Source organism: Gordonia sp. NPDC003429 (assembly GCF_053588575.1).
In genome coordinates this window covers 104,117-122,579 of record NZ_JBSFQF010000001.1, presented here as the reverse complement: position 1 = coordinate 122,579, position 18,463 = coordinate 104,117, and the positions used below count along the sequence as shown (strand labels likewise).

Annotated in this window: 19 protein-coding genes; 12 read left to right on the top strand and 7 right to left on the bottom strand. The window is 67.5% G+C overall.

From position 1 onward, the window contains the following. The first annotated feature begins 80 nt into the window (after positions 1-80). The 3 genes from serC to ACWDSI_RS00595 all read left to right on the top strand — a co-directional run bounded on the left by serC (position 81) and on the right by ACWDSI_RS00595 (position 3,286). A complete protein-coding gene (serC, locus tag ACWDSI_RS00605; protein ID WP_449745700.1) occupies positions 81-1,226 on the top strand; it encodes a phosphoserine transaminase in 1,146 nt (381 codons plus the stop codon). Between the two features lie 206 nt (positions 1,227-1,432). Further along, positions 1,433-2,443 carry a septation protein SepH gene (gene sepH / locus ACWDSI_RS00600; RefSeq protein WP_449745701.1) on the top strand — a complete coding sequence of 337 codons (1,011 nt, stop codon included), beginning with the start codon at positions 1,433-1,435 and terminating at the stop codon, positions 2,441-2,443. A 12-nt stretch (positions 2,444-2,455) separates the two neighbouring features. Further along, complete coding sequence (locus ACWDSI_RS00595; protein WP_449755330.1) at positions 2,456-3,286, top strand: DUF6928 family protein; 831 nt, start codon at positions 2,456-2,458, stop codon at positions 3,284-3,286. A 13-nt stretch (positions 3,287-3,299) separates the two neighbouring features. On the opposite strand, the gene ACWDSI_RS00590 is transcribed toward ACWDSI_RS00595, so the two are convergent. The 4 genes from ACWDSI_RS00590 to ACWDSI_RS00575 all read right to left on the bottom strand — a co-directional run bounded on the left by ACWDSI_RS00590 (position 3,300) and on the right by ACWDSI_RS00575 (position 6,131). Then, positions 3,300-3,617 carry a DUF2537 domain-containing protein gene (locus tag ACWDSI_RS00590; RefSeq protein ID WP_449745703.1) on the bottom strand — a complete coding sequence of 106 codons (318 nt, stop codon included), beginning with the start codon at positions 3,615-3,617 and terminating at the stop codon, positions 3,300-3,302. Then, entirely contained in the window at positions 3,614-4,486 is an 873-nt protein-coding gene (locus tag ACWDSI_RS00585; protein WP_449755329.1) for a TrmH family RNA methyltransferase, read from the bottom strand. Before ACWDSI_RS00585 ends, ACWDSI_RS00590 begins: the two co-directional genes overlap by 4 nt. Before the next feature lie 31 nt (positions 4,487-4,517). Continuing rightward, entirely contained in the window at positions 4,518-5,690 is a 1,173-nt protein-coding gene (locus ACWDSI_RS00580; RefSeq protein ID WP_449755328.1) for a helix-turn-helix domain-containing protein, read from the bottom strand. Positions 5,691-5,777: 87 nt separating this feature from the next. After that, entirely contained in the window at positions 5,778-6,131 is a 354-nt protein-coding gene (locus tag ACWDSI_RS00575; protein WP_449755327.1) for a hypothetical protein, read from the bottom strand. An 85-nt stretch (positions 6,132-6,216) separates the two neighbouring features. Between ACWDSI_RS00575 and ACWDSI_RS00570 the strand changes: the two genes are divergently transcribed. Then, complete coding sequence (locus tag ACWDSI_RS00570) at positions 6,217-7,455, top strand: GNAT family N-acetyltransferase (RefSeq protein ID WP_449755326.1); 1,239 nt, start codon at positions 6,217-6,219, stop codon at positions 7,453-7,455. 42 nt (positions 7,456-7,497) lie between these two features. Here ACWDSI_RS00570 and ACWDSI_RS00565 read toward each other — a convergent pair whose 3' ends face one another. After that, positions 7,498-7,941: a MarR family transcriptional regulator gene (locus ACWDSI_RS00565; protein ID WP_449755325.1), complete on the bottom strand. Its 444-nt coding sequence runs from the start codon at positions 7,939-7,941 to the stop codon at positions 7,498-7,500. 94 nt (positions 7,942-8,035) lie between these two features. Continuing rightward, positions 8,036-9,559, bottom strand: coding sequence for an NCS2 family permease (locus tag ACWDSI_RS00560; RefSeq protein WP_449755324.1), 1,524 nt, complete (start codon positions 9,557-9,559; stop codon positions 8,036-8,038). Positions 9,560-9,581: 22 nt separating this feature from the next. Between ACWDSI_RS00560 and ACWDSI_RS00555 the strand changes: the two genes are divergently transcribed. Further along, the gene (locus tag ACWDSI_RS00555) at positions 9,582-9,830 is read left to right on the top strand and encodes a DUF2530 domain-containing protein (RefSeq protein WP_449745709.1); all 249 of its coding nucleotides are present in this window, start codon (positions 9,582-9,584) and stop codon (positions 9,828-9,830) included. Positions 9,831-9,890: 60 nt separating this feature from the next. Here ACWDSI_RS00555 and ACWDSI_RS00550 read toward each other — a convergent pair whose 3' ends face one another. Then, positions 9,891-10,820, bottom strand: coding sequence for an MmyB family transcriptional regulator (locus ACWDSI_RS00550; RefSeq protein ID WP_449745710.1), 930 nt, complete (start codon positions 10,818-10,820; stop codon positions 9,891-9,893). 101 nt (positions 10,821-10,921) lie between these two features. Here ACWDSI_RS00550 and ACWDSI_RS00545 point away from each other — a divergent pair, with 101 nt between their 5' ends. The 7 genes from ACWDSI_RS00545 (at position 10,922) to ACWDSI_RS00515 (ending at position 18,377) form a co-directional block, all read left to right on the top strand. Next, positions 10,922-11,971: an alcohol dehydrogenase catalytic domain-containing protein gene (locus tag ACWDSI_RS00545; protein WP_449745711.1), complete on the top strand. Its 1,050-nt coding sequence runs from the start codon at positions 10,922-10,924 to the stop codon at positions 11,969-11,971. A 41-nt stretch (positions 11,972-12,012) separates the two neighbouring features. Beyond that, positions 12,013-13,044 (top strand): aldo/keto reductase, encoded by a 1,032-nt coding sequence (locus ACWDSI_RS00540; protein ID WP_449755323.1) that lies wholly within the window; start codon positions 12,013-12,015, stop codon positions 13,042-13,044. Between the two features lie 46 nt (positions 13,045-13,090). Then, positions 13,091-13,492, top strand: a complete 402-nt coding sequence (locus ACWDSI_RS00535) for a (R)-mandelonitrile lyase (protein WP_449755322.1) — start codon at positions 13,091-13,093, stop codon at positions 13,490-13,492. 409 nt (positions 13,493-13,901) lie between these two features. Beyond that, entirely contained in the window at positions 13,902-14,693 is a 792-nt protein-coding gene (locus ACWDSI_RS00530) for an enoyl-CoA hydratase-related protein (RefSeq protein ID WP_449755321.1), read from the top strand. A gap of 32 nt (positions 14,694-14,725) precedes the next feature. After that, a complete protein-coding gene (locus ACWDSI_RS00525; protein ID WP_449745716.1) occupies positions 14,726-15,475 on the top strand; it encodes an SDR family NAD(P)-dependent oxidoreductase in 750 nt (249 codons plus the stop codon). Positions 15,476-15,483: 8 nt separating this feature from the next. Further along, the gene (locus ACWDSI_RS00520) at positions 15,484-17,172 is read left to right on the top strand and encodes a class I adenylate-forming enzyme family protein (protein WP_449755320.1); all 1,689 of its coding nucleotides are present in this window, start codon (positions 15,484-15,486) and stop codon (positions 17,170-17,172) included. Continuing rightward, positions 17,169-18,377, top strand: coding sequence for an acyl-CoA dehydrogenase family protein (locus ACWDSI_RS00515; protein WP_449755319.1), 1,209 nt, complete (start codon positions 17,169-17,171; stop codon positions 18,375-18,377). Before ACWDSI_RS00520 ends, ACWDSI_RS00515 begins: the two co-directional genes overlap by 4 nt. The last annotated feature ends 86 nt before the right edge of the window (positions 18,378-18,463 follow it).

Genomic DNA, 18,463 nt, shown 5'->3' with positions numbered 1-18,463 from the left:
CTCTAAACGCCCGTTCAGCGAGCCACAAGAGCCCGGGGCCGGAACGCAGTGGCGGCGGCCACATCCTTAGACTTGCGGCCATGAGCGACACCGCCACCGCACCGATCACCATCCCCGCCGACCTGCTGCCCACCGACGGGCGCTTCGGCTGCGGACCGTCCAAGGTGCGTCCCGAGCAGTTGCAGTCCCTGGTCGACACCGGGGCGTCGGTGTTCGGGACCAGCCACCGCCAGGCACCGGTCAAGAACGTCGTCGGCTCCATCCGCGCCGGGCTCGCCGACCTGTTCTCGCTGCCCGACGGGTATCAGGTGGTGCTGTCCAATGGCGGCACCACCGCGTTCTGGGACGCCGCCGCATTCGGCCTGATCAAGCAGCGCTCGCTGCACCTCACGTACGGCGAGTTCTCGTCGAAGTTCGCGACGGTCGCGAAGAAGGCCCCGTTCCTCGACGCCCCGTCGGTGATCGCCACCGACCCGGGCACCGCACCCGATCCGACCGCCCTGACCGCCGACGACTTCGGCGGCGTCGACCTCATCGGCTGGGCCCACAACGAGACCTCGACGGGTGTCGCCGTCCCGGTGACCCGCCCCGCGGGCTCCGACGACGCACTGGTGGCCATCGACGCCACCTCGGGTGCGGGCGGGCTGCCGGTGTCGGTGGCCGACGCCGACGTCTACTACTTCGCCCCGCAGAAGTGCTTCGCCTCCGACGGCGGTCTGTGGATCGCGCTGATGAGCCCGGCCGCACTCGAGCGCACCGATCAGATCGCCCACTCCGACCGCTGGTGCCCGGAGTTCCTCTCGCTGCCGACCGCGGTGGACAACAGCGCGAAGAACCAGACCTACAACACGCCCGCACTCGCCACACTGCTGCTGCTGGACAACCAGATCCAGTGGATGCTCGGCAACGGCGGGCTGGACTGGTGCGTCTCGCGCACCGCCGACTCCAGCTCGCGCCTGTACTCCTGGGCGCAGGCCAGCGAGTTCGCGACGCCGTTCGTCGTCGACCCCGCGCTACGCAGCCAGGTGGTGGGCACGATCGACTTCACCGATGACGTCGACGCGGCGGCCGTCGCGAAGACGTTGCGCGCCAACGGCGTCGTGGACACCGAGCCCTATCGCAAGCTCGGCCGCAATCAGCTGCGCGTGGGCATGTTCCCGGCCATCGATCCCGAGGACGTCACCAAGCTCACCCAGTGCATCGATTTCGTCGTCGAGCGGCTCTGAGGGTTCCACCCGGTCTCCTTTCGCCCTCAACCCCCGAAATCACACCAACAGTCACACGCGCCACCCCCGCGCCTTCCGTATCATCAACCCCGAGGGCCCCAGCCTTGTCGACCTGCGGATTTGCCGCGTGTCCCGACGGCTGCGCCGGTATCGGTGGTCTAACCTGACCCCAATGCCCGCACCCATCGTCACCGGAGGAGGAGCAGATGCGTGAGCTTCGAGTCGTCGGCGTAGACGTCGACGGAACGCATGTCATCTGCCAGGACACCGAGTCCGGTGAGCGTTTCTCGCTCGACGCCGACGAACGGCTGCGTGCGGCCGCGCGCGGTGACCTCTCCCGCCTCGGACAGATCGAGATCGAAATGGACTCCTCCCTGCGTCCCCGTGAGATCCAGGCCCGCATCCGGGCCGGTGCCAGCGTCGCGGAGGTCGCGGCAGTCGCCGGGGTTCCGGTGGAGAAGATCGAACGATTCGCCCACCCGGTTCTCCTCGAACGCACCCGTGCCACCGAGCTCGCGGCGCTGGCCCACCCCATCCGGCATGACGGGCCGTCGGCGTCGAACCTCGGAGACGTGGTCACCGAGAGCCTCGTTGCCTACGGCTACAACCCATCGGAGGCCGACTGGGACGCGTGGAAGGGCGAGGACGGTTTCTGGGTGGTCCAGGTCAACTGGCAGCTCGGCCACACCGACCACCACGCACACTGGCGTTTCCAGCCCGGTTCGCACGGCGGTACCGCCGACCCGCTCGACGATCTCGCCGAGGAGCTGACCCACCCCGATCTGATCGAGCCCCGTCGCCGTCTCACCCCGGTGAGTACTCCGCCGATCGTGCCCGCGGTCGAGGTGGACACCGACGGCCGGGAGGAGGTGACCCTGGATGCCGACGCACTGATCGGCGCCCAGCGCACCCGCCACATCGGTCGCGCCGACCACGACGCCTACACGCTCGACTTCGACGCCGACCTCGACGTTCCGGCCGAACCCGGCGCAGAGGAGCCCGCCGGTCCCGGCGAGGCGAACCAGGGCGAGCACACACTGGCCGACGACTCCGGGTCGCCGACCCCGGACCTCGCGGATCCCTCGACTCACAACGACCCCTCGACGCACAACGACCCCGCCACCCCGGCGGCTCATCGGCGCCGCAAATCGCGCAAGCCGGCGGTTCCGGCGTGGGAAGACGTTCTGCTCGGTGTCCGCAGCAATGGCAACAGCTGAGCCGCGGGTCTGATGTCAGCACGAGCGGTCACACTCTGGTTCATCGACACCGACGACGCCGCGGGGCTACTGCGCGCCGGCGTGGCCAACGACGTCACCGCCGCACACCGCTTGGCCGCGGCCATCTACGGCGACAGCGTCCTGCTCCCCTCGGTCGACACCACCCTGGCAGCGGCGGCCGAATCCGCCGACAGCCACGTGTACGCAGGCTATTACGGCCGGCTGAGCGTGCTGTCCTGCTCGCTGTTCGCCACGTCACGGCCGTCCACGCTGACGCGCACCGTCGACTCGCTCCGCGAGCGCGCCGCGATCCCGGAGTCGGCGACGGCCACGTTGCTGCACACCGATCCCACCTCGGCGACGGGGGCGTTCGCCCGATGGGAGAACGGCACGCTGCAGCGGGCTTTCGCGGCCGACCCGGTGGACATCATCGAGGACGAGGGGCTGCCATTCCCGTTCGAACGTCCCTTCTGGGCGGGGGAACATCCGCTGCGCTATGCGCCCGGCGTGGCACCGGATCCGCTGGCGCTGCCATTCCACCCGCAGCAACTCGCCGAGGAATCCAATAGGCAGTGGCTGGGTTTCCGCTTCACCCGGCCGCTGGCGCCCACCGATCTCGACCCCGCGCTGATACCGGTGACCGGCTTCAGCATCCACCCGGCCGACTATGAGCCCACCGCCGCCGACACCGAGCGCTACCACTCCGCGACCGAGTCCGCACGGGCGCGTGAGGAGGTGCCCTCGGCCCACGGACAGTTCGAAGGGCAGGTCGACGGCGGCGCCGACACGGAGGCGCACGGTTTGGGGCGTATCGCGCGCTACTTCGGTTTCGGCAAGAACTGACTCGAACCGGACGTCATCGTCCCAGCGCGAGCAACGCCACCGAGGAACCGACGCCGGCGAGGAATCCGATCAGGGCACCCCAGACGATCCACCGCCACACCGGCCGGTCCCGCATCGCCCACAAGGTCCACCCGAGGCCGCCCGCGACGAACAGCGCCGCCGCCACTCCCACCCATCGGGCCAACGTCGGCTGCGGGATCATCGCGGCGATGAGCGAGTAGAGGCCGACGAGGAGCAGCGCGCCGAACAGCGCGCAGAAGGTGCCCACCGTGAGGCCGGTGGCCCATGGCGTCGGTTCGCCGTGTCCCGGCTCGACGTCGAGTGCGCTCACCCGTTCATCGTGCCCGACCGCACCCGCTCATAGAAGGCGATCGCGGCCGCGGTCGCCACATTGAGCGAATCGGTGCCGCGGCTCATCGGTATCCGCGCGGCCACATCGGCCCTGCGGATCACCGTGTTGCTCAAACCGGGCCCCTCGGCGCCCACCAGGAACGCGATTCGCGGTGCGGCCACCGCGTCGGCCAGCGCCACCGCATCGGGCCGAGGGGTGAGCGCCACCGACGTGAACCCGTGGTCGGTGAGCATGCCGAGATCGCGGGGCCAATCGTCGAACTTCGCGAAGGGCACCAGCAGGGCGTGACCCATCGAGACGCGCACGCATCGGCGGTAGAGCGGGTCGGCGCAGCCGGCGCCGAACAGCACCGCGTCGACGCCGAGACCGGCCGCGTTGCGGAAGATGCTGCCGATGTTCTCGTGATCGTTGACGCCTTCGAGCACCGCGATGGTTGTGGCTGCGGCCAGGACCTCATCCGCGTCGAGGGGCGCGGGCCTGCGTGCGGCGGCGAGCACTCCCCTATTCAGGTGGAAGCCGACGATGTCGGCCATCACCTCGGGCGTGGTCCGGAAGAACGGCACCCCGGACAATGCGGGCGCGGCGAGGTCCGCGGACAGTTCGGCGAGCCGTTTGTCGACGCCGAGGAAGGCGTGCGGCGTGAATCGGGATGCGACCATCCGCTGCGCCACCAGCACACCCTCGGCGATCACCAGGCCCTTGCCCTTGCGACCGCCGGGGAGGGCCGGCAGATCGGGGCGCCGGTCCACCGAGTTGAGGTCGCGAAAGTCGTCGACCCGCGGGTCGTCGGCATCGTCGATGTCGATGACCTGCACCGATAGCGGCGGAACGGAGATGGGATCGGACACGTCGATCAGTGTGCCAAAGCGACGCGACTGCTCACGCGGACGCCTCCACCGATTCGACGACCCGAAGTTCGGCCGGATCGAAGCGCGTCACGTCCTCCCAGAAGACGCCCACCGTTCTCGTGGTCAGCCGCTCCCTCGCGATACGTCGACGCAGACTTCTGGATCTCTGGATCGTCGCGGCGAGCACGGCGAGCACGGCGTTGATCTCGTCGGCGACCGCTGGAAGGTGCTGCGCCAACGGGGTGAGGAACTCCATCCACTCGGCATGATGCGACTCGGTCGACTCGAGTTGGTCGAAGGTCATCTCGAAGAACGTTCCGTCGTCGGGCAGCGCGGCGATGGCGTTTTCGGCGAACTCGACGAGTCGCTCCGACGCGCCGGCATAGTCGTCGACGGCCGTGGCGAATGCGCGCAAAGACGCCGGATTGTCCGGATCGAGTTCACGCACCGCCAAGTCACTGCGTCGGATCGCCAGAATGTAGTCGTCGCTGGTCTGCCGGATCGCAGACCGTTTACGCAGCGTCGCCGCAGCGGCGTCGCATGCCCTCAGCAAGGCGGCCGTGCGAGCTCCCAGATCCGGGTCGGAGATCCGGGCATGACGCAGCTGTTCGACAATCGCCAGCGCGTCGACGAGTGCGACCGATGTTGCGTAGGGGTCCAGGTCGAGCGCGGCCGCGGACTGACGTGTAACGGCAACGTAGTTCTCGCTCAATGCCATCCATGCGTTCAGCAGGTACCGGACGACGCCGGTCGACGGCGCTACGGCAGCGCGCGCGCCGACCTCGTCCCGGCTGCGCTCGACCGCGTCCAGGAAACCGTGCATCAGTCCGATGACCTGCTCCGACGCTGGTAGCGCAAGGCGGTATGTTGCCGCGGCCGCGTCGGCCAATACGCTCGCGACGAACACCTGCTCGTTCAGGCCGGCCAACGCGAGATCGTTGCCATCGTGATCGGCGATCGGGGTCGATCCCTGCAGCCTCATCTCGACCACACGGCCGACGTGCATCGCGTACTCGACGATCTCGGACAGACGGGGGTCGCTGTCGATCTTCTCGAAGCGACTGATCGTGCTGCGGTTGACGTCCATGCGGCGTGCGAGATCGGTCTGGCTGAGCCCTGCCTCGTTACGTGCCTCGACGAGCGCGCGTTTGAACGCGAACTCGTTGCGGGCACTCTGCTTCGCCAGTGTGCGACGTCCACCCACCGGAACCTCCTCGACTGCCACAACCCCGACTGCCCGCAACCCAGACTGCCCGCAACCCCGACTGTTGCACACTCTGCAACGAATCGTCTATCGACGCAGCTTACGATATCCGACGGACATCTCCCGTGCCCACCGCGCAACAATCTGCCGCGACTGTTCGATCTGCTTGGTCTGCTTGTGGTGGGCTCGTGAACCGGACCGTCGGGACCCCTTGCTCGCTGCCCGCGACTCGGTCCGCATGTCGGATGCCGACTTCCACCCGAGAAGAGCCGTAAGCGCCGTGGTACCCGACATCTCGATCAACGCGTCAAAGAAGCCGAGGACTGCATCGTCGCCGCCCTCGTCGTCGAGCTTCTCGATCTCGAGTCGGCACGGATCGGTGAAGTTCCAGGTGGTACGCCCGGCCTCGACACACGACACCGACTCCGGATCCCTCGTCATGTGCACTCCTCCTGTTGCGCCGGCCATCTCGTCCATCACCTATACCGCCATGCCCCGACAGCTCGGGTTGTGACACGGTGAGAGGGTGACCACCTCTGCCAAAGCCCCCACGCTGCAGCTGTCGCGAGCCACCGATGCCGACTGGGACGAGATCATCGTCACCGACGCCCGGGCATTCGCCATGCGCAACCCGTTGCCCGACGACGAACGGGCCGACCTGCGCGCCAAGGTGCGCGACGGTGACGTCGTGGTGGTGCGAGACACCGGGCGCGCGCCGGCGCCGCTGGTGGGTGTGTCGATGTTCTATCGCATGCAGATGTCGGTTCCGGGTGGCGACGCGTTGGACGCCGCGGCGTTGTCGTGGGTGTCGGTGGCGTCGACACACCGGCGACGGGGAATCCTGCGGCAGATGATCACCGATCTCTACGGGCAGTGGGAATCCGAGCACTACGCCGTCGCGATCCTCACCGCCTCGGAGGGCACCATCTACGAGCGATTCGGTTTCGGCCCGGCGTGTTTCGCCGACTCGACCCGCATCGTCCCGGGTCGCCCGGTGTTCCGTGAGCCGCACCCCCACACGGCACCGGTCTATTTCGCCACGCCCGATCAGGTCGCGGCCACCGTCCCCGACATCCACGCACGGTGGACCCGCACCCGTCCGGGGGCGCTCAGTCGTGACGCCGATTGGTGGGCGCCGATCCTCGCCGACCGCGAGTCGCAACGACCTCCCACCGGCAGCGGGCTGCACTATCTCCTGCACGACGACGGCTACGCCGCCTACCGCATCCTCAAGGACAGCGACGGCGACGTGCGCGCCGAGGTGGACGAGGTGGTCGCGGTGACCGACGAGGCGCACACCGAACTGTGGCGGGTGCTGTGCGGCCTCGACCTGATCCCGACGTTGAGTGCCTCGGTGCCGGTCGACGACCCGCTGCCCGCCAAGCTCACCGACCTGCGCGCGGTGTCGGTCACCGGACGCAGCGACAACATGTGGCTGACGCTGCTCGACGTGCCCGCCGCGCTCGGCTCCCGTCATTACGCGGCCGACCTCGACGTGGTGATCGAGGTGACCGACGGGTTCCGCATGCGTAACGGCATCTTCGACGTGTCCATCCGCGGGGGCGGCGCCATCGTGGCGCCATCGACGGCGAAACCCACAGTGCGACTCAGCATTTCGGTTCTGTCCAGCCTGTTTCTCGGCGGCATGAGCGCACGCGGTTTCGCCGCGGCGGGACGCCTGTGGGCCGATTCCGCAGACACCGTGACCGCGCTCGACCAGGCGTTCGCCGCCGAACTCGCACCCTTCGCGGGCACGTTCTTCTAGGCGCGGGAGATGCCGTTTTCCGGCGAGCGACGAGCGCGGCGACTACCTGGTCTCGGGTGCGTTGACCAGTTTGGCGAGCACGGGTAGCGCGGCGCGGAGACACTCCCGCTCATGCGCCGACAACGCGTCGATGCGGTCGGAGAGCCACGCCCGCCGGGCGGCGTGGTCGTTGACGATCACCTTCTCGCCCTCCTCCGACAGCGTAACGATCGCCTGACGACCATCGGTGGGATGCGGGGCGCGCTCGATCATGCCCAGATCTGCCAGCGATGCGATCACCCGCGTCATCGACGGCGGCTTGACGCGCTCGGCAGCGGCAAGCCCGCCGGGCGTCATCGGACCCTCGAGATGCAGCGTCGACAACGCCGACAGCTGGGTCAGCGACACCAACTCATTGTTCCGCCGAAGGCGCAGGCGGCGGGACAGACGCACGACGATCAACGACAGGGCGCCGGCGAGTCCATCGTTGTCACTCGGAGAGGTCACAGATAAAGAGTAGTTTGCTCGAAGCAATAAATTGGCGGTCTTGCTCGGAGATGAGGACGTTCGGACTACACGCGCGCCGGATTCTTCCCGATCATCAACCCACCAGGTGGGAGATGGGCGCCCGTGCGAAGTAGGCGACGAACACCGCGGCCACTCCCCACAGCAGCGGGTGGACCGATCGCGCCTTGCCCGCGGCGGTGGCCATCACCACCCAGGTGATGAATCCGACGCCGATGCCGTTGGCGATCGAATAGGTGAACGGCATCGTGACGATCGTCAGGAAGGTGGGCAGGGCGTACTCGAACTTCATGAAGTCGATGGTGCGGACCTGCGAGATCATCAGCGCTCCGACGATGACCAGGGCGGGCGAGACGGCCTCGGACGGGATCACCTCGTAGAGCGGGGTGAGGAACATCGCGATCAGGAACAGCACGCCGGTCACGACATTGGCCAGGCCGGTGCGGGCGCCCTCGGCGATACCGGACGCCGACTCGACGAAGACGGTGTTCGACGACGACGACGCGACGCCACCGGCGATCGCTCCTGTCCCCTCCACCACCAGCGCCCTGCCGATGCCCGGCAGGTTGCCCTTCTCGTCGGCAAGTCCGGCTTCGCGGCCCAGGCCGGTCATGGTGCCCATGGCGTCGAAGAAGTTCGACAGCACCAGCGCGAAGACGAACACCGAGGCGGCCAGTACCCCGATCCGGGTGAACGCGCCGAACAGGTCGACGTCGCCGACCAGACTGAGATTGGGCAGTCCGCCCAGCGAATCGGGCATCTGCGGTACCGACAGCGACCACCCGCTCGGATTCTTGGCGCTCGAGCCGAGGTGGAGCACGGATTCGCAGATGATCGAGGCGACGGTGGTGAGCACGATGCCGATGAGCAGACCGCCGGGCACCTTGCGGACCACCAGAACGCCCATCAGGAGCACCCCGATGACGAAGATGAGGGTGGGGACCGTGGTGATGGAATTGTCGGTGCCCAACTGGACGGGCACGGTGGTGCCGGCCGCGTCGGGAACGCGTTTGACGAATCCCGCGTCGACGAAGCCGATGAAGGCGATGAAGGCGATGAAGCATCCGATACCGGCGGCGATGGCCGCCTTGAGCTCGGCCGGAACGGCGTTGAAAACGGCTGTGCGGAAGCCGGTGACGGCGAGTAGCACGATGATGATGCCGTCGATCACCACCAGCCCCATCGCCTCGGGCCAGGTGACCTCGGGTGCGATGGTCACCGCCAGCAGGCTGTTGATGCCCAGACCGGTCGCGATCGCGAAGGGATAGTTGGCGACGAGCCCGAAGATGATCGACATGACCCCGGCCACCAGCGCGGTGACCGCGGCGACCTGTACGAGCGGAAGTACGTTGCCTACTACGTCGGCGTTCTTCGGTTCGCCCGGAATGCCGCCGATGACAATCGGATTGAGCACCACGATGTAGGCCATCGTGAAGAACGTGACGAGGCCCCCGCGGAACTCCCGGCCGACGGTGGAGCCGCGCTCGCTGATGCGGAAGAACCGATCGAGGGCACCGCCGCCCACGGAGCCGGACGCGGGGGCGGTGGCGTCGGCCTCGGTGGCCGGCTTGGTGGGCTCACTCGACGAATCGTTGGGCACACCGGAAAGCTACCCTGAGGCCATGGCCGACGCAGCCGACATTCCGCAACTCCCCCGCGCCCTGCGCGCACCCGAGCCGGTGATCGCGGTCGGGATGATGGCCTGGCTGGTGGCCACGATCGTCGTGTGGATCACCGGCTGGGGTGATGACCGCACGCTCGCGGTCTGCCTGGTGGGCCTCGCCGTGGGTGTGCTGGGCACGACGATCTTTCTCGTCCAGCGCGCCGCGGCAAGGCGGGGTGATCGCACCGCACAGCGCGGGCTGGACTGAGCGCACGGGCTGTTCGAGACCCGACGCAGCCGATCGGCCGACCCGGTCAGTGGGTCCCGGTCAGTGGGTCCCGGGCAGGTCGGCGGCCCCGCGAGGTCGGTGGGGCGCGGCCAGTTCGGTGTCGAGGTGTTCTTCGCTGGCCGCCCACGACGCGAGCAGTCTGAGTCCGTCCGCGGTGGGTGTGCCGGCCGCGGCCGTGTAGACGTTGAGCTGCAGCCCGGGTTCCGATGGCAGTTCCATGCCCTCGAAGTCCAGGTCGAGTTGCCCGACGGCGGGGTGGCGGAGCCGTTTGCGGCCGCTCCGATGGAACCGGACGTCCTGGGAGGCCCATCGACGGCGGAAGACCTCGCTTCGAGTGGACAACTCGCCGACGAGTTGGATCAGCTCTTGATCGTGCGGGTCGCGTCCGGCCTCCAGACGCAGCATCGCCGCCGCATCGGCGGCGATTCTGTCGTAGTCGACGAAGAACTCTGCTGCCTCGGCTGGGTGCAGATAGATGAATCGGGTGGTGTTGGCCGGGCGTCGCGGATCGGCAAGTATCGGCGAATAGAGTGCTCGGGCAAGCTGATTCATGGCAATGATGTCGTGTCGGCCGTTCCGGATCCAGGCCGGGGCATCGGTGATGGCGTCGAGGAGTTGCCGCAGCGGTGGGCGGATGGTCGCGTTGGCCGTCCGTGAACGTCGGCGTCGGGAGCCGGAGTCCGATTGTCGCGCCAGGGCGTGCAGGTGTTCACGTTCGGCGTCGTCGAGTTGCAGCGCGTCGGCGAGCGCGGCCAGGACACCGTCCGATGCGCCTGCCAGACTTCCCCGTTCCATCCGGACGTAATAGTCCACCGACACCCCGGCCAGCAGCGCGACCTCCTCGCGCCGCAGTCCCTTGACGCGGCGGTTGCCGCCGTAGGCGGGCAATCCCGCCTGATCCGGCGTGATCCTCGCCCGTCGCGAGCTGAGGAACTCGCGGATCTGGATGCGAAGGTCTGCGCTCACCATGAAATCCAGGGTAGGCACCGAACCCGGCGCGCGGGAGGCACTGCCAGTACCTGGAACAGCAGTGACTCCCCCTCGGGCCGCGGCTGCGGTGAACTGAAGTCATGAAAGCCATCTACATGTACGGCGCCGGTGATGTCCGGGTCATCGACGTCCCCGATCCCCGCATCGAACAGCCAAACGACGCGCTGGTGCGCGTGGTCCGCGCCTGTGTGTGCGGCAGCGACCTCCACCCGTTCCACAGCATGCCCGATACCCCGGAGGGGGCGTCCATGGGCCACGAGTTCATCGGCGTGGTGGAGGAGGTGGGCGCCGACGTCTCCACGCTGAGTGTCGGCGACTTCGTCATCGCGCCGTTCGCCGTCTCGTGCGGGACGTGCGAGTTCTGCCGCGAAGGCCTGCAGACGTCGTGTCTGCGTGGGGGATTCTGGAACGACGCAGCCCTGGGCACCGCCGGTGCGCAGGCCGAGGCCGTTCGGGTGCCGTTCGCCGACGGAACGCTGGTGCCCGTACCGGTGGACGAGAGCGCCGACGATGCGCTACTCGCCTCACTGCTGACCCTCTCCGACGTCTACGGCACCGGCTGGCACGCCGCGGTGCGCGGCGGTGTGACAACCGGGAGCGTGGTCACCGTGATCGGCGACGGGGCCGTGGGACTGCTGGCAGTTCTCTCGGCTCGCCAACTCGGTGCGCAGCGCATCATCCTGATGGGCCGGCACCGAGCCCGGACCGACCTGGGCCGGCGGTTCGGTGCCACCGAGGTCGTGGCGGAGCGCGGCGACGAGGGCATCGCGCGGGTCCGCGAACTCACCGGAGGCCTGGGCAGCCCCGTGGTGATAGAGGCCGTCGGACATCGACCGGCCTACGACCAAGCCGTTGGCATCGTACGTGCCGGAGGTGTCATCAGCCGCGTCGGGGTACCGCAATACGCCGACGCGCCAATCGGTTTCGGCTCGCTTTTCGGACCCAACGTCACGCTCACCGGCGGCCCGGCACCGGTGCGGGCCTACATCGATGGCCTCCTTCCCGCCGTGCTCGATGGCACGGTCACGCCTGGTGAGGTGTTCGACCGGACGGTGTCGCTGGCCGACACCCCGAAGGCATACGCGGCGATGGATGCCCGCGACGCCCTCAAGGTGGCCGTACGCCCGTGAGCAGCGACGTCTGAAGCAGAGACAACAGAGAGGATCTTGCGATGAAATACCGACCACTCGGTCGTACCGGTGTTCAGGTCAGTCCGCTGTGCCTGGGCGCAATGATGTTCGGCCCCTGGGGAAACGACGACGAAGAGGACTCCATTCGCATCATCCGGGCCGCCCTGGACGCGGGCATCAACTTCGTCGACACGGCCGATGTCTACTCCGCGGGGGTGTCCGAAGAGATTGTCGGGAAGGCGCTCGCCGGTCGGCGCGACGACGTGTTCCTGGCGACGAAGTTCTTCATGCCCATGGGCGATGACCCGAACCACGGTGGAGGCTCTCGCCGGTGGATCATGCGGGCCGTCGAGGATTCGTTGCGGCGCCTGCACACCGACCACATCGACCTGTACCAGGTGCATCGGCCCAGTGCCGACACCGACATCGACGAAACCCTGGGCGCGCTCACCGACCTGGTCCATCAGGGCAAGGTGCGCTATATCGGATCGTCGTCGTTCTCGGGTTCGCAGATCGTGGAGGCCCAGTGGGTCGCCGCGGACAACCGGCTGTCCCGGTTCGTGACCGAGCAACCTCCGTATTCGATTCTGGTCCGCGGCATCGAGGAGGATGTGTTGCCCGCCGTCGGTCGCCACGGCATGGGAACGCTGACCTACAGTCCCCTGGCCGGTGGATGGTTGTCGGGACGATGGCGTAAGGGGACGTCGTCGGCACCCACCTCGTCTGCCCGCCCGAGCGCACGTTTCGACATGTCGGTGGCGGCGAACCAGCGCAAGCTCGACATCGTCGACGAGCTCGCCCACCTCGCGGAGCAGAGCGGAATCACGTTGATCGACTTGGCGATTGCGTTCGTGCTCAATCATCCCGGCGTCACCGCGGCGATCGTCGGTCCACGCACCATGGCGCAACTCGACGCCTACCTGCCGGCTGCGGACGTCACACTCTCGACCGACGTGCTCGACCGAATCGATGAACTCGTCGCACCCGGCGTGACGGTCAATCCCGACGACAACAGTTACGGCGCTGTCGAACTCACCCCGAGTGCTCGCCGCCGTGGCGGCACCCGGGAATAGCGTTGGTTCCCGGCAGCAGCACTACCCACGACCAGGAGAACACGACATGATCCTCGACAAGCGTCACCCGACCACGAAGAATCCCGCTGAGCAGTTCACCGGAGATGTGTGGCTCGATCCCATCGCCTCGCCCCGCGATCCGGGCCAGAAGATGGTTGTCGCCAAGGTGCTGTTCGCCCCCGGCGCCCGCACCGCCTGGCATAGCCATGCATTGGGTCAGACCCTGCACATCTTGCGGGGAGTGGCGTGGGTGCAGTCCCGCGGCGGCGAAAAAGTTCACGTCCTCCCCGGGCAGACCGTGTATTGCCCTCCCGGTGAGGAACATTGGCATGGTGCAAGCAACGACTCGTTCATGGAGCACCTGGCAATGCTCGACACCTGCACCGACGACCCCGCCTCGACAACCACGTGGTTTGAGCACGTGACCGACGAAGACTACCTGGCATGACGTGACGACAAGCCCGGCGCATCTCGGACGAGAACGCGGGCGTGATCGTTCGTCGGCCCGGATGAACTGCGAGAACGAGCTTTGTCGGTGGCCTCTTGTGGCGTGGTTGCAAGGCACCCCCAACATCAGACACACCGGTACAGAACCGTTGCAGTCCAACATTATCCACCTCGACCAACGCCGCCGCGTACGGGCGCATACCGACCCGCCGGCGACTGATGGGCGACAGAACACAAATGCCTAACGCCTACCGTTACCGGGGCCCCCAACGGGATCGGTGACCTGCAAGCCCAGGTGTTTTCAGACACCGTCAGCGCCAGGCCGTTGACACATCGGCCGCAGTGAATGTACGTTCATTCACCATGAGGCGACGATCACCGTCGCGGAGTAGAGCAAGGAAGGCAGCGACATGGACTACGAGGACATCGACTACACCGTCGAGGGACCGACCGCGATCATCACGATGAACCGGCCGCACCGCTACAACGCGTTCCGGGCGAAGACGGTCGAAGAGATGATCAACGCCTTCCGCCGCGCGTGGGCAGATCCCGGCGTGCAGGCGGTGATCCTCACCGGTGCCGGGGAGAAGGCGTTCTGCACCGGCGGCGACGTCAAGCAGCGCGCCGAGACCGGCGACTACGGACCCAGCGAGAGCGGCATGTTCGAGATCGGCAACCTGCACAAGACCATCCGCGACATCCCCAAACCCGTGATCGCGGCGGTCAACGGACTGGCCATCGGCGGTGGACACGTGCTGCACGTGCTGTGCGATCTCACGATCGCCGCCGACACCGCGCGATTCGGTCAGTCGGGGCCCAAGGTCGGCTCGTTCGACGCCGGCTTCGGGTCGGCCTTTCTCGCCCGCATCGTGGGTGAGAAGCGGGCGCGCGAGATCTGGTACCTGTGCCGGCAGTACGACGCACAGACCGCCGAGCGATGGGGCCTGGTGAACTGGGTGGTCCCGGCCGCCGACCTCCTCGACGAGGCCAAGAAGATCGCCGCGGAGATCGCCGAGAAGTCGCCCACCACACTGCGATTCCTCAAGCAGAGCTTCAACGCCGACACCGATCATCAGGCCGGACTCTCCAACATGGCGATGAGCGCTCTCGACCTGTTCACCCACTCCCCCGAGGGGCTCGAGGGCGCCACCGCGTTCGCTGAGAAGCGCGCCCCGCAGTTCAACCAGTACGTCGGCGTCTGAGCCGACCCGCACCCGACCACCGAGGAGAATCCATGAGCAGCAACAGCATCGCCGTCGTCACCGGCGCCGGATCGGGCATCGGCAAGGCCATCACCCTCGCCTTCGCCGAGCAGGGCACCACCGTCGTGGCCGCCGACCTCGACCTCGACGCCGCCAAGCGCACCGCCGAATCGAGTCCCGCCATCGTGCCGATGGCCGTCGACGTCGCCGACCGCGTCACCGTCGACGCGCTGCGCGACGCGGTGAACGCCGAGGTCGGCGTCCCCGACATCCTGGTCAACGCCGCCGGGTGGGACCGCACCGACCAGTTCCTCAACGCCACCACCGAATTCGCGGAGAAAGTGGTCGCGATCAACTACCTCGGACCCGTACACATGGCCAGCGCATTCCTGCCGGGCATGGTGGAGGCCGCCAAGACCGACGGCTGGCGGGGCGGCCGGGTGATCAACCTCGCCTCCGACGCCGGCCGGGTGGGTAGCGCCGGCGAGAGCATCTACGCGGGCGCCAAGGGCGGCGTCATCGCACTGAGCAAGTCCCTCGCACGCGAGATGGCGCGGCACCAGATCACCGTGAACGCCGTCTGCCCCGGGCCCACCGACACACCGTTGTTCCAGGCCCAGCCTGACAAGCTGAAAGAGGCTCTGGTCAAGGCGATTCCGTTCCGCCGGCTCGCACGGCCCGACGAAGTGGCCGCCCCCGTCCTGTTCTTCGCCTCGCCCGCGGCGTCGTTCATCACCGGACAGGTGATCAGCGTCAGCGGCGGCCTCACCATGGCGGGATGAGGTGTGTCATGAGTGACGTCTACGACGCACACCAGTACCGCGAGTTCTTCACCCGCGAGTTCACCTACCTGAACGGCTTCCGCCGCAACGTGTCCCGGTATGCCGACGCGATCGCGATCATCGATCCCGACACCGGAACCGAATGCACCTACGCCGAACTGGGCCGTGCGGTGGACGCCATCGCCGCGGGTCTCGCGCAGCGCGGCGTCTCCGACGGCGACGTGGTGGGCTACCAACTGTTCAACGGCACCGAGTTCGCCCAGCTCTACCTGGCCACCCAGGTGGCGGGCGCGGTGGGCTCACCCGTCAACTTCCGCCTCGCAGCGGGCGAGACCGCCGTCATTCTCGACGTCAGCCGGCCGCGGGTCTACGTCTACGACACCGACCTGACACCGATGGTCACCGAGGCCATCACCCGCGCCGATCACACCCCGGCACTGCTGGTGGGGGTGGGCACCGGAGACCTGGTGGACCACCCGGCGTCCATCCGGTTCGACGAACTCCCCGACGCCTCTGCCCCGGTTCCGTCGACCGAGCGCGGCATCTTCGACGAAACCACCCGCCTCTACACGTCGGGCACCACCGGCATGCCCAAGGCGGTACCGATGAACAGTGCGATCGAGATCTTCTCCGCGCACGACGTCATCATGCACTTCCCGCTGACGCCCGAGGACCGCACGCTCAACATGACCCCGTGGTTCCACCGCGGCGGACTCTATTGTGCCGGGCCCAATCCCACGTTCTACCTGGGTTCCTCGCTGGTACCGATGCGCACCTTCGACGCCGACACCACCCTGGACTGGGTGGAGCGCCACCGTCTCACCTTCCTGATCGGTGCGCCCACCAACCTGGCGATGCTCGCGGCAGCGCAGCGGCAACGCCCCCGCGACCTGTCGAGCCTGCGCGGCATCGTCACGATGGGGGCTCCGCTCGAACGCGACGCGGCGCTGCTCTACCAGGAGGTGCTCACCCCGCGGATCTTCAACGGCTACGGCAGCACCGAGGGATTCTGGAACACCTTCCTGCGGCCCACCGACCTGCCCGAGCACGCGGGTACCGCCGGACGCGCCTGCATCGACGACGACGTCCGTGTGGTGCGCGTGCACGACGACGGTCATCTCGCCGACCCCGACGAGGTGGTGGCCCGCGACGGCGACGAGGTGGGCGAGGTGATCATCCGATCACCCAAATGCGCTGCGGCGTACTTCGACTCACCCGACCAGGAGAAGGCGAAGTATCACGGCAGCTGGCTGCACATCGGCGATCTGGCGACCTGGGACGCCCAGGAGTTCGTCACGATCGTCGGACGCAAGGACGACATGCTGATCTCCGGCGGCGAAAACGTCCACCCGGTCCAGGTCGAGGAAGCCCTCAACGGACACCCGTCGGTGATCGACTCGCTGGTGGTCGGCGTCCCCGACGAACGGTGGGGTCAGATCGTGGTGGCCTACATCGTCACCGACGAGGCCGCCCCGGCCACCGCCGAGGAACTCGACGACTACTGCCGCGATCATCCGATGCTGTCGCACTTCAAGCGACCGCGCGCCTACCGGTTCGTCACCTCGCTTCCCGTATCGGCCACCGGAAAGAAGCTGCACTACAAGGCCAGTCAGAACGCCGCGGCCGATATGGCCGCCGGTGCGTTCACCTCTCCCGAGCACCTGTCCACCTCCACCTCCCAGGGAGCCGCCCGATGAGCACCACCACCTCGACCGCCGCCTTCTCCGCCATCGACCCCCTCAACATCGACCTCGGCTACTCCGACGACGAACTCGCCGTCCGCGATGCCGTCCGCGGGTTCCTGGGCGACCACGTCACCCCGCACATCGCCGACTGGTTCGAGGCCGGCAGCATCCCGATCGCCCGCGACCTGTTCAAACAGTTCGGGCAGCTCGGTGTGCTCGGGATGCATCTCGACGGATACGGTTGCGGCGGTTCGTCATCGGTGCACTACGGCCTGGCCAGCCTGGAACTCGAGGCCTGCGACTCGGGCATCCGCTCGATGGTGTCGGTGCAGGGCTCGCTGGCCATGTTCTCCATCTACAACAACGGCAGCGAGGAACAGAAGACCCACTGGCTGCCGTCGATGGCCGAGGGCACCACCATCGGATGCTTCGGCCTCACCGAGCCCGATGCCGGGTCGGATCCGGCGTCGATGAAGACCAGGGCCCGACGCGACGGCAGCGACTGGATTCTCGACGGCCGCAAGATGTGGATCACCAACTCCCCCATCGCCGATGTCGCCGTGGTGTGGGCGCACACCGATGACGGTGTGCGGGGTTTTATCGTGCCCACCGACACACCGGGTGTGACCACCCCGGAGATCAAGCACAAGCTGTCGCTGCGGGCGTCGACCACCGGTGAGATCGTGCTGGACAACGTTCGGCTTCCGGCCGACGCGCTGATGCCCGGCAACGCCGACCTGCACAAGGGCAACGGCATCAAGGCCCCGCTGTCGAGCCTCACCGAGGCTCGCTACGGGATCATCTGGGGATCGATCGGCGCCGCCCGCACCGCCTGGCAGGCCGCGGTCGACTACGCCACGGCGCGTACCCAGTTCGGTCGGCCCATCGCCGGTTTCCAACTGACACAGGGGAAGATCGCCGACATGGCCGTCGAACTGCAGAAGGGACAACTGCTCGCCTATCACCTGGGCCGGCTGAAGGATTCGGTCGGTCTACGTCCGGATCAGGTGAGCTTCGGCAAACTCAACAACACCCGCGAAGCCATCAAGATCTGCCGTACGGCCCGTACCATTCTGGGCGGCAACGGGATCTCCCTGGAGTATCCGGTGATCCGGCATATGGTGAACCTGGAGTCGGTGCTGACCTACGAGGGCACTCCCGAAATGCATCAACTCGTGCTCGGCCAGGCATTCACCGGTCAGAACGCGTTCCGCTGAAGGTCTCGATACGCGGACTCGCTCCGCTCGCCCGCCACTCGACCAGCGACAATACGCGGACTCGCTCCGCTCGCCCGCTACTCGAC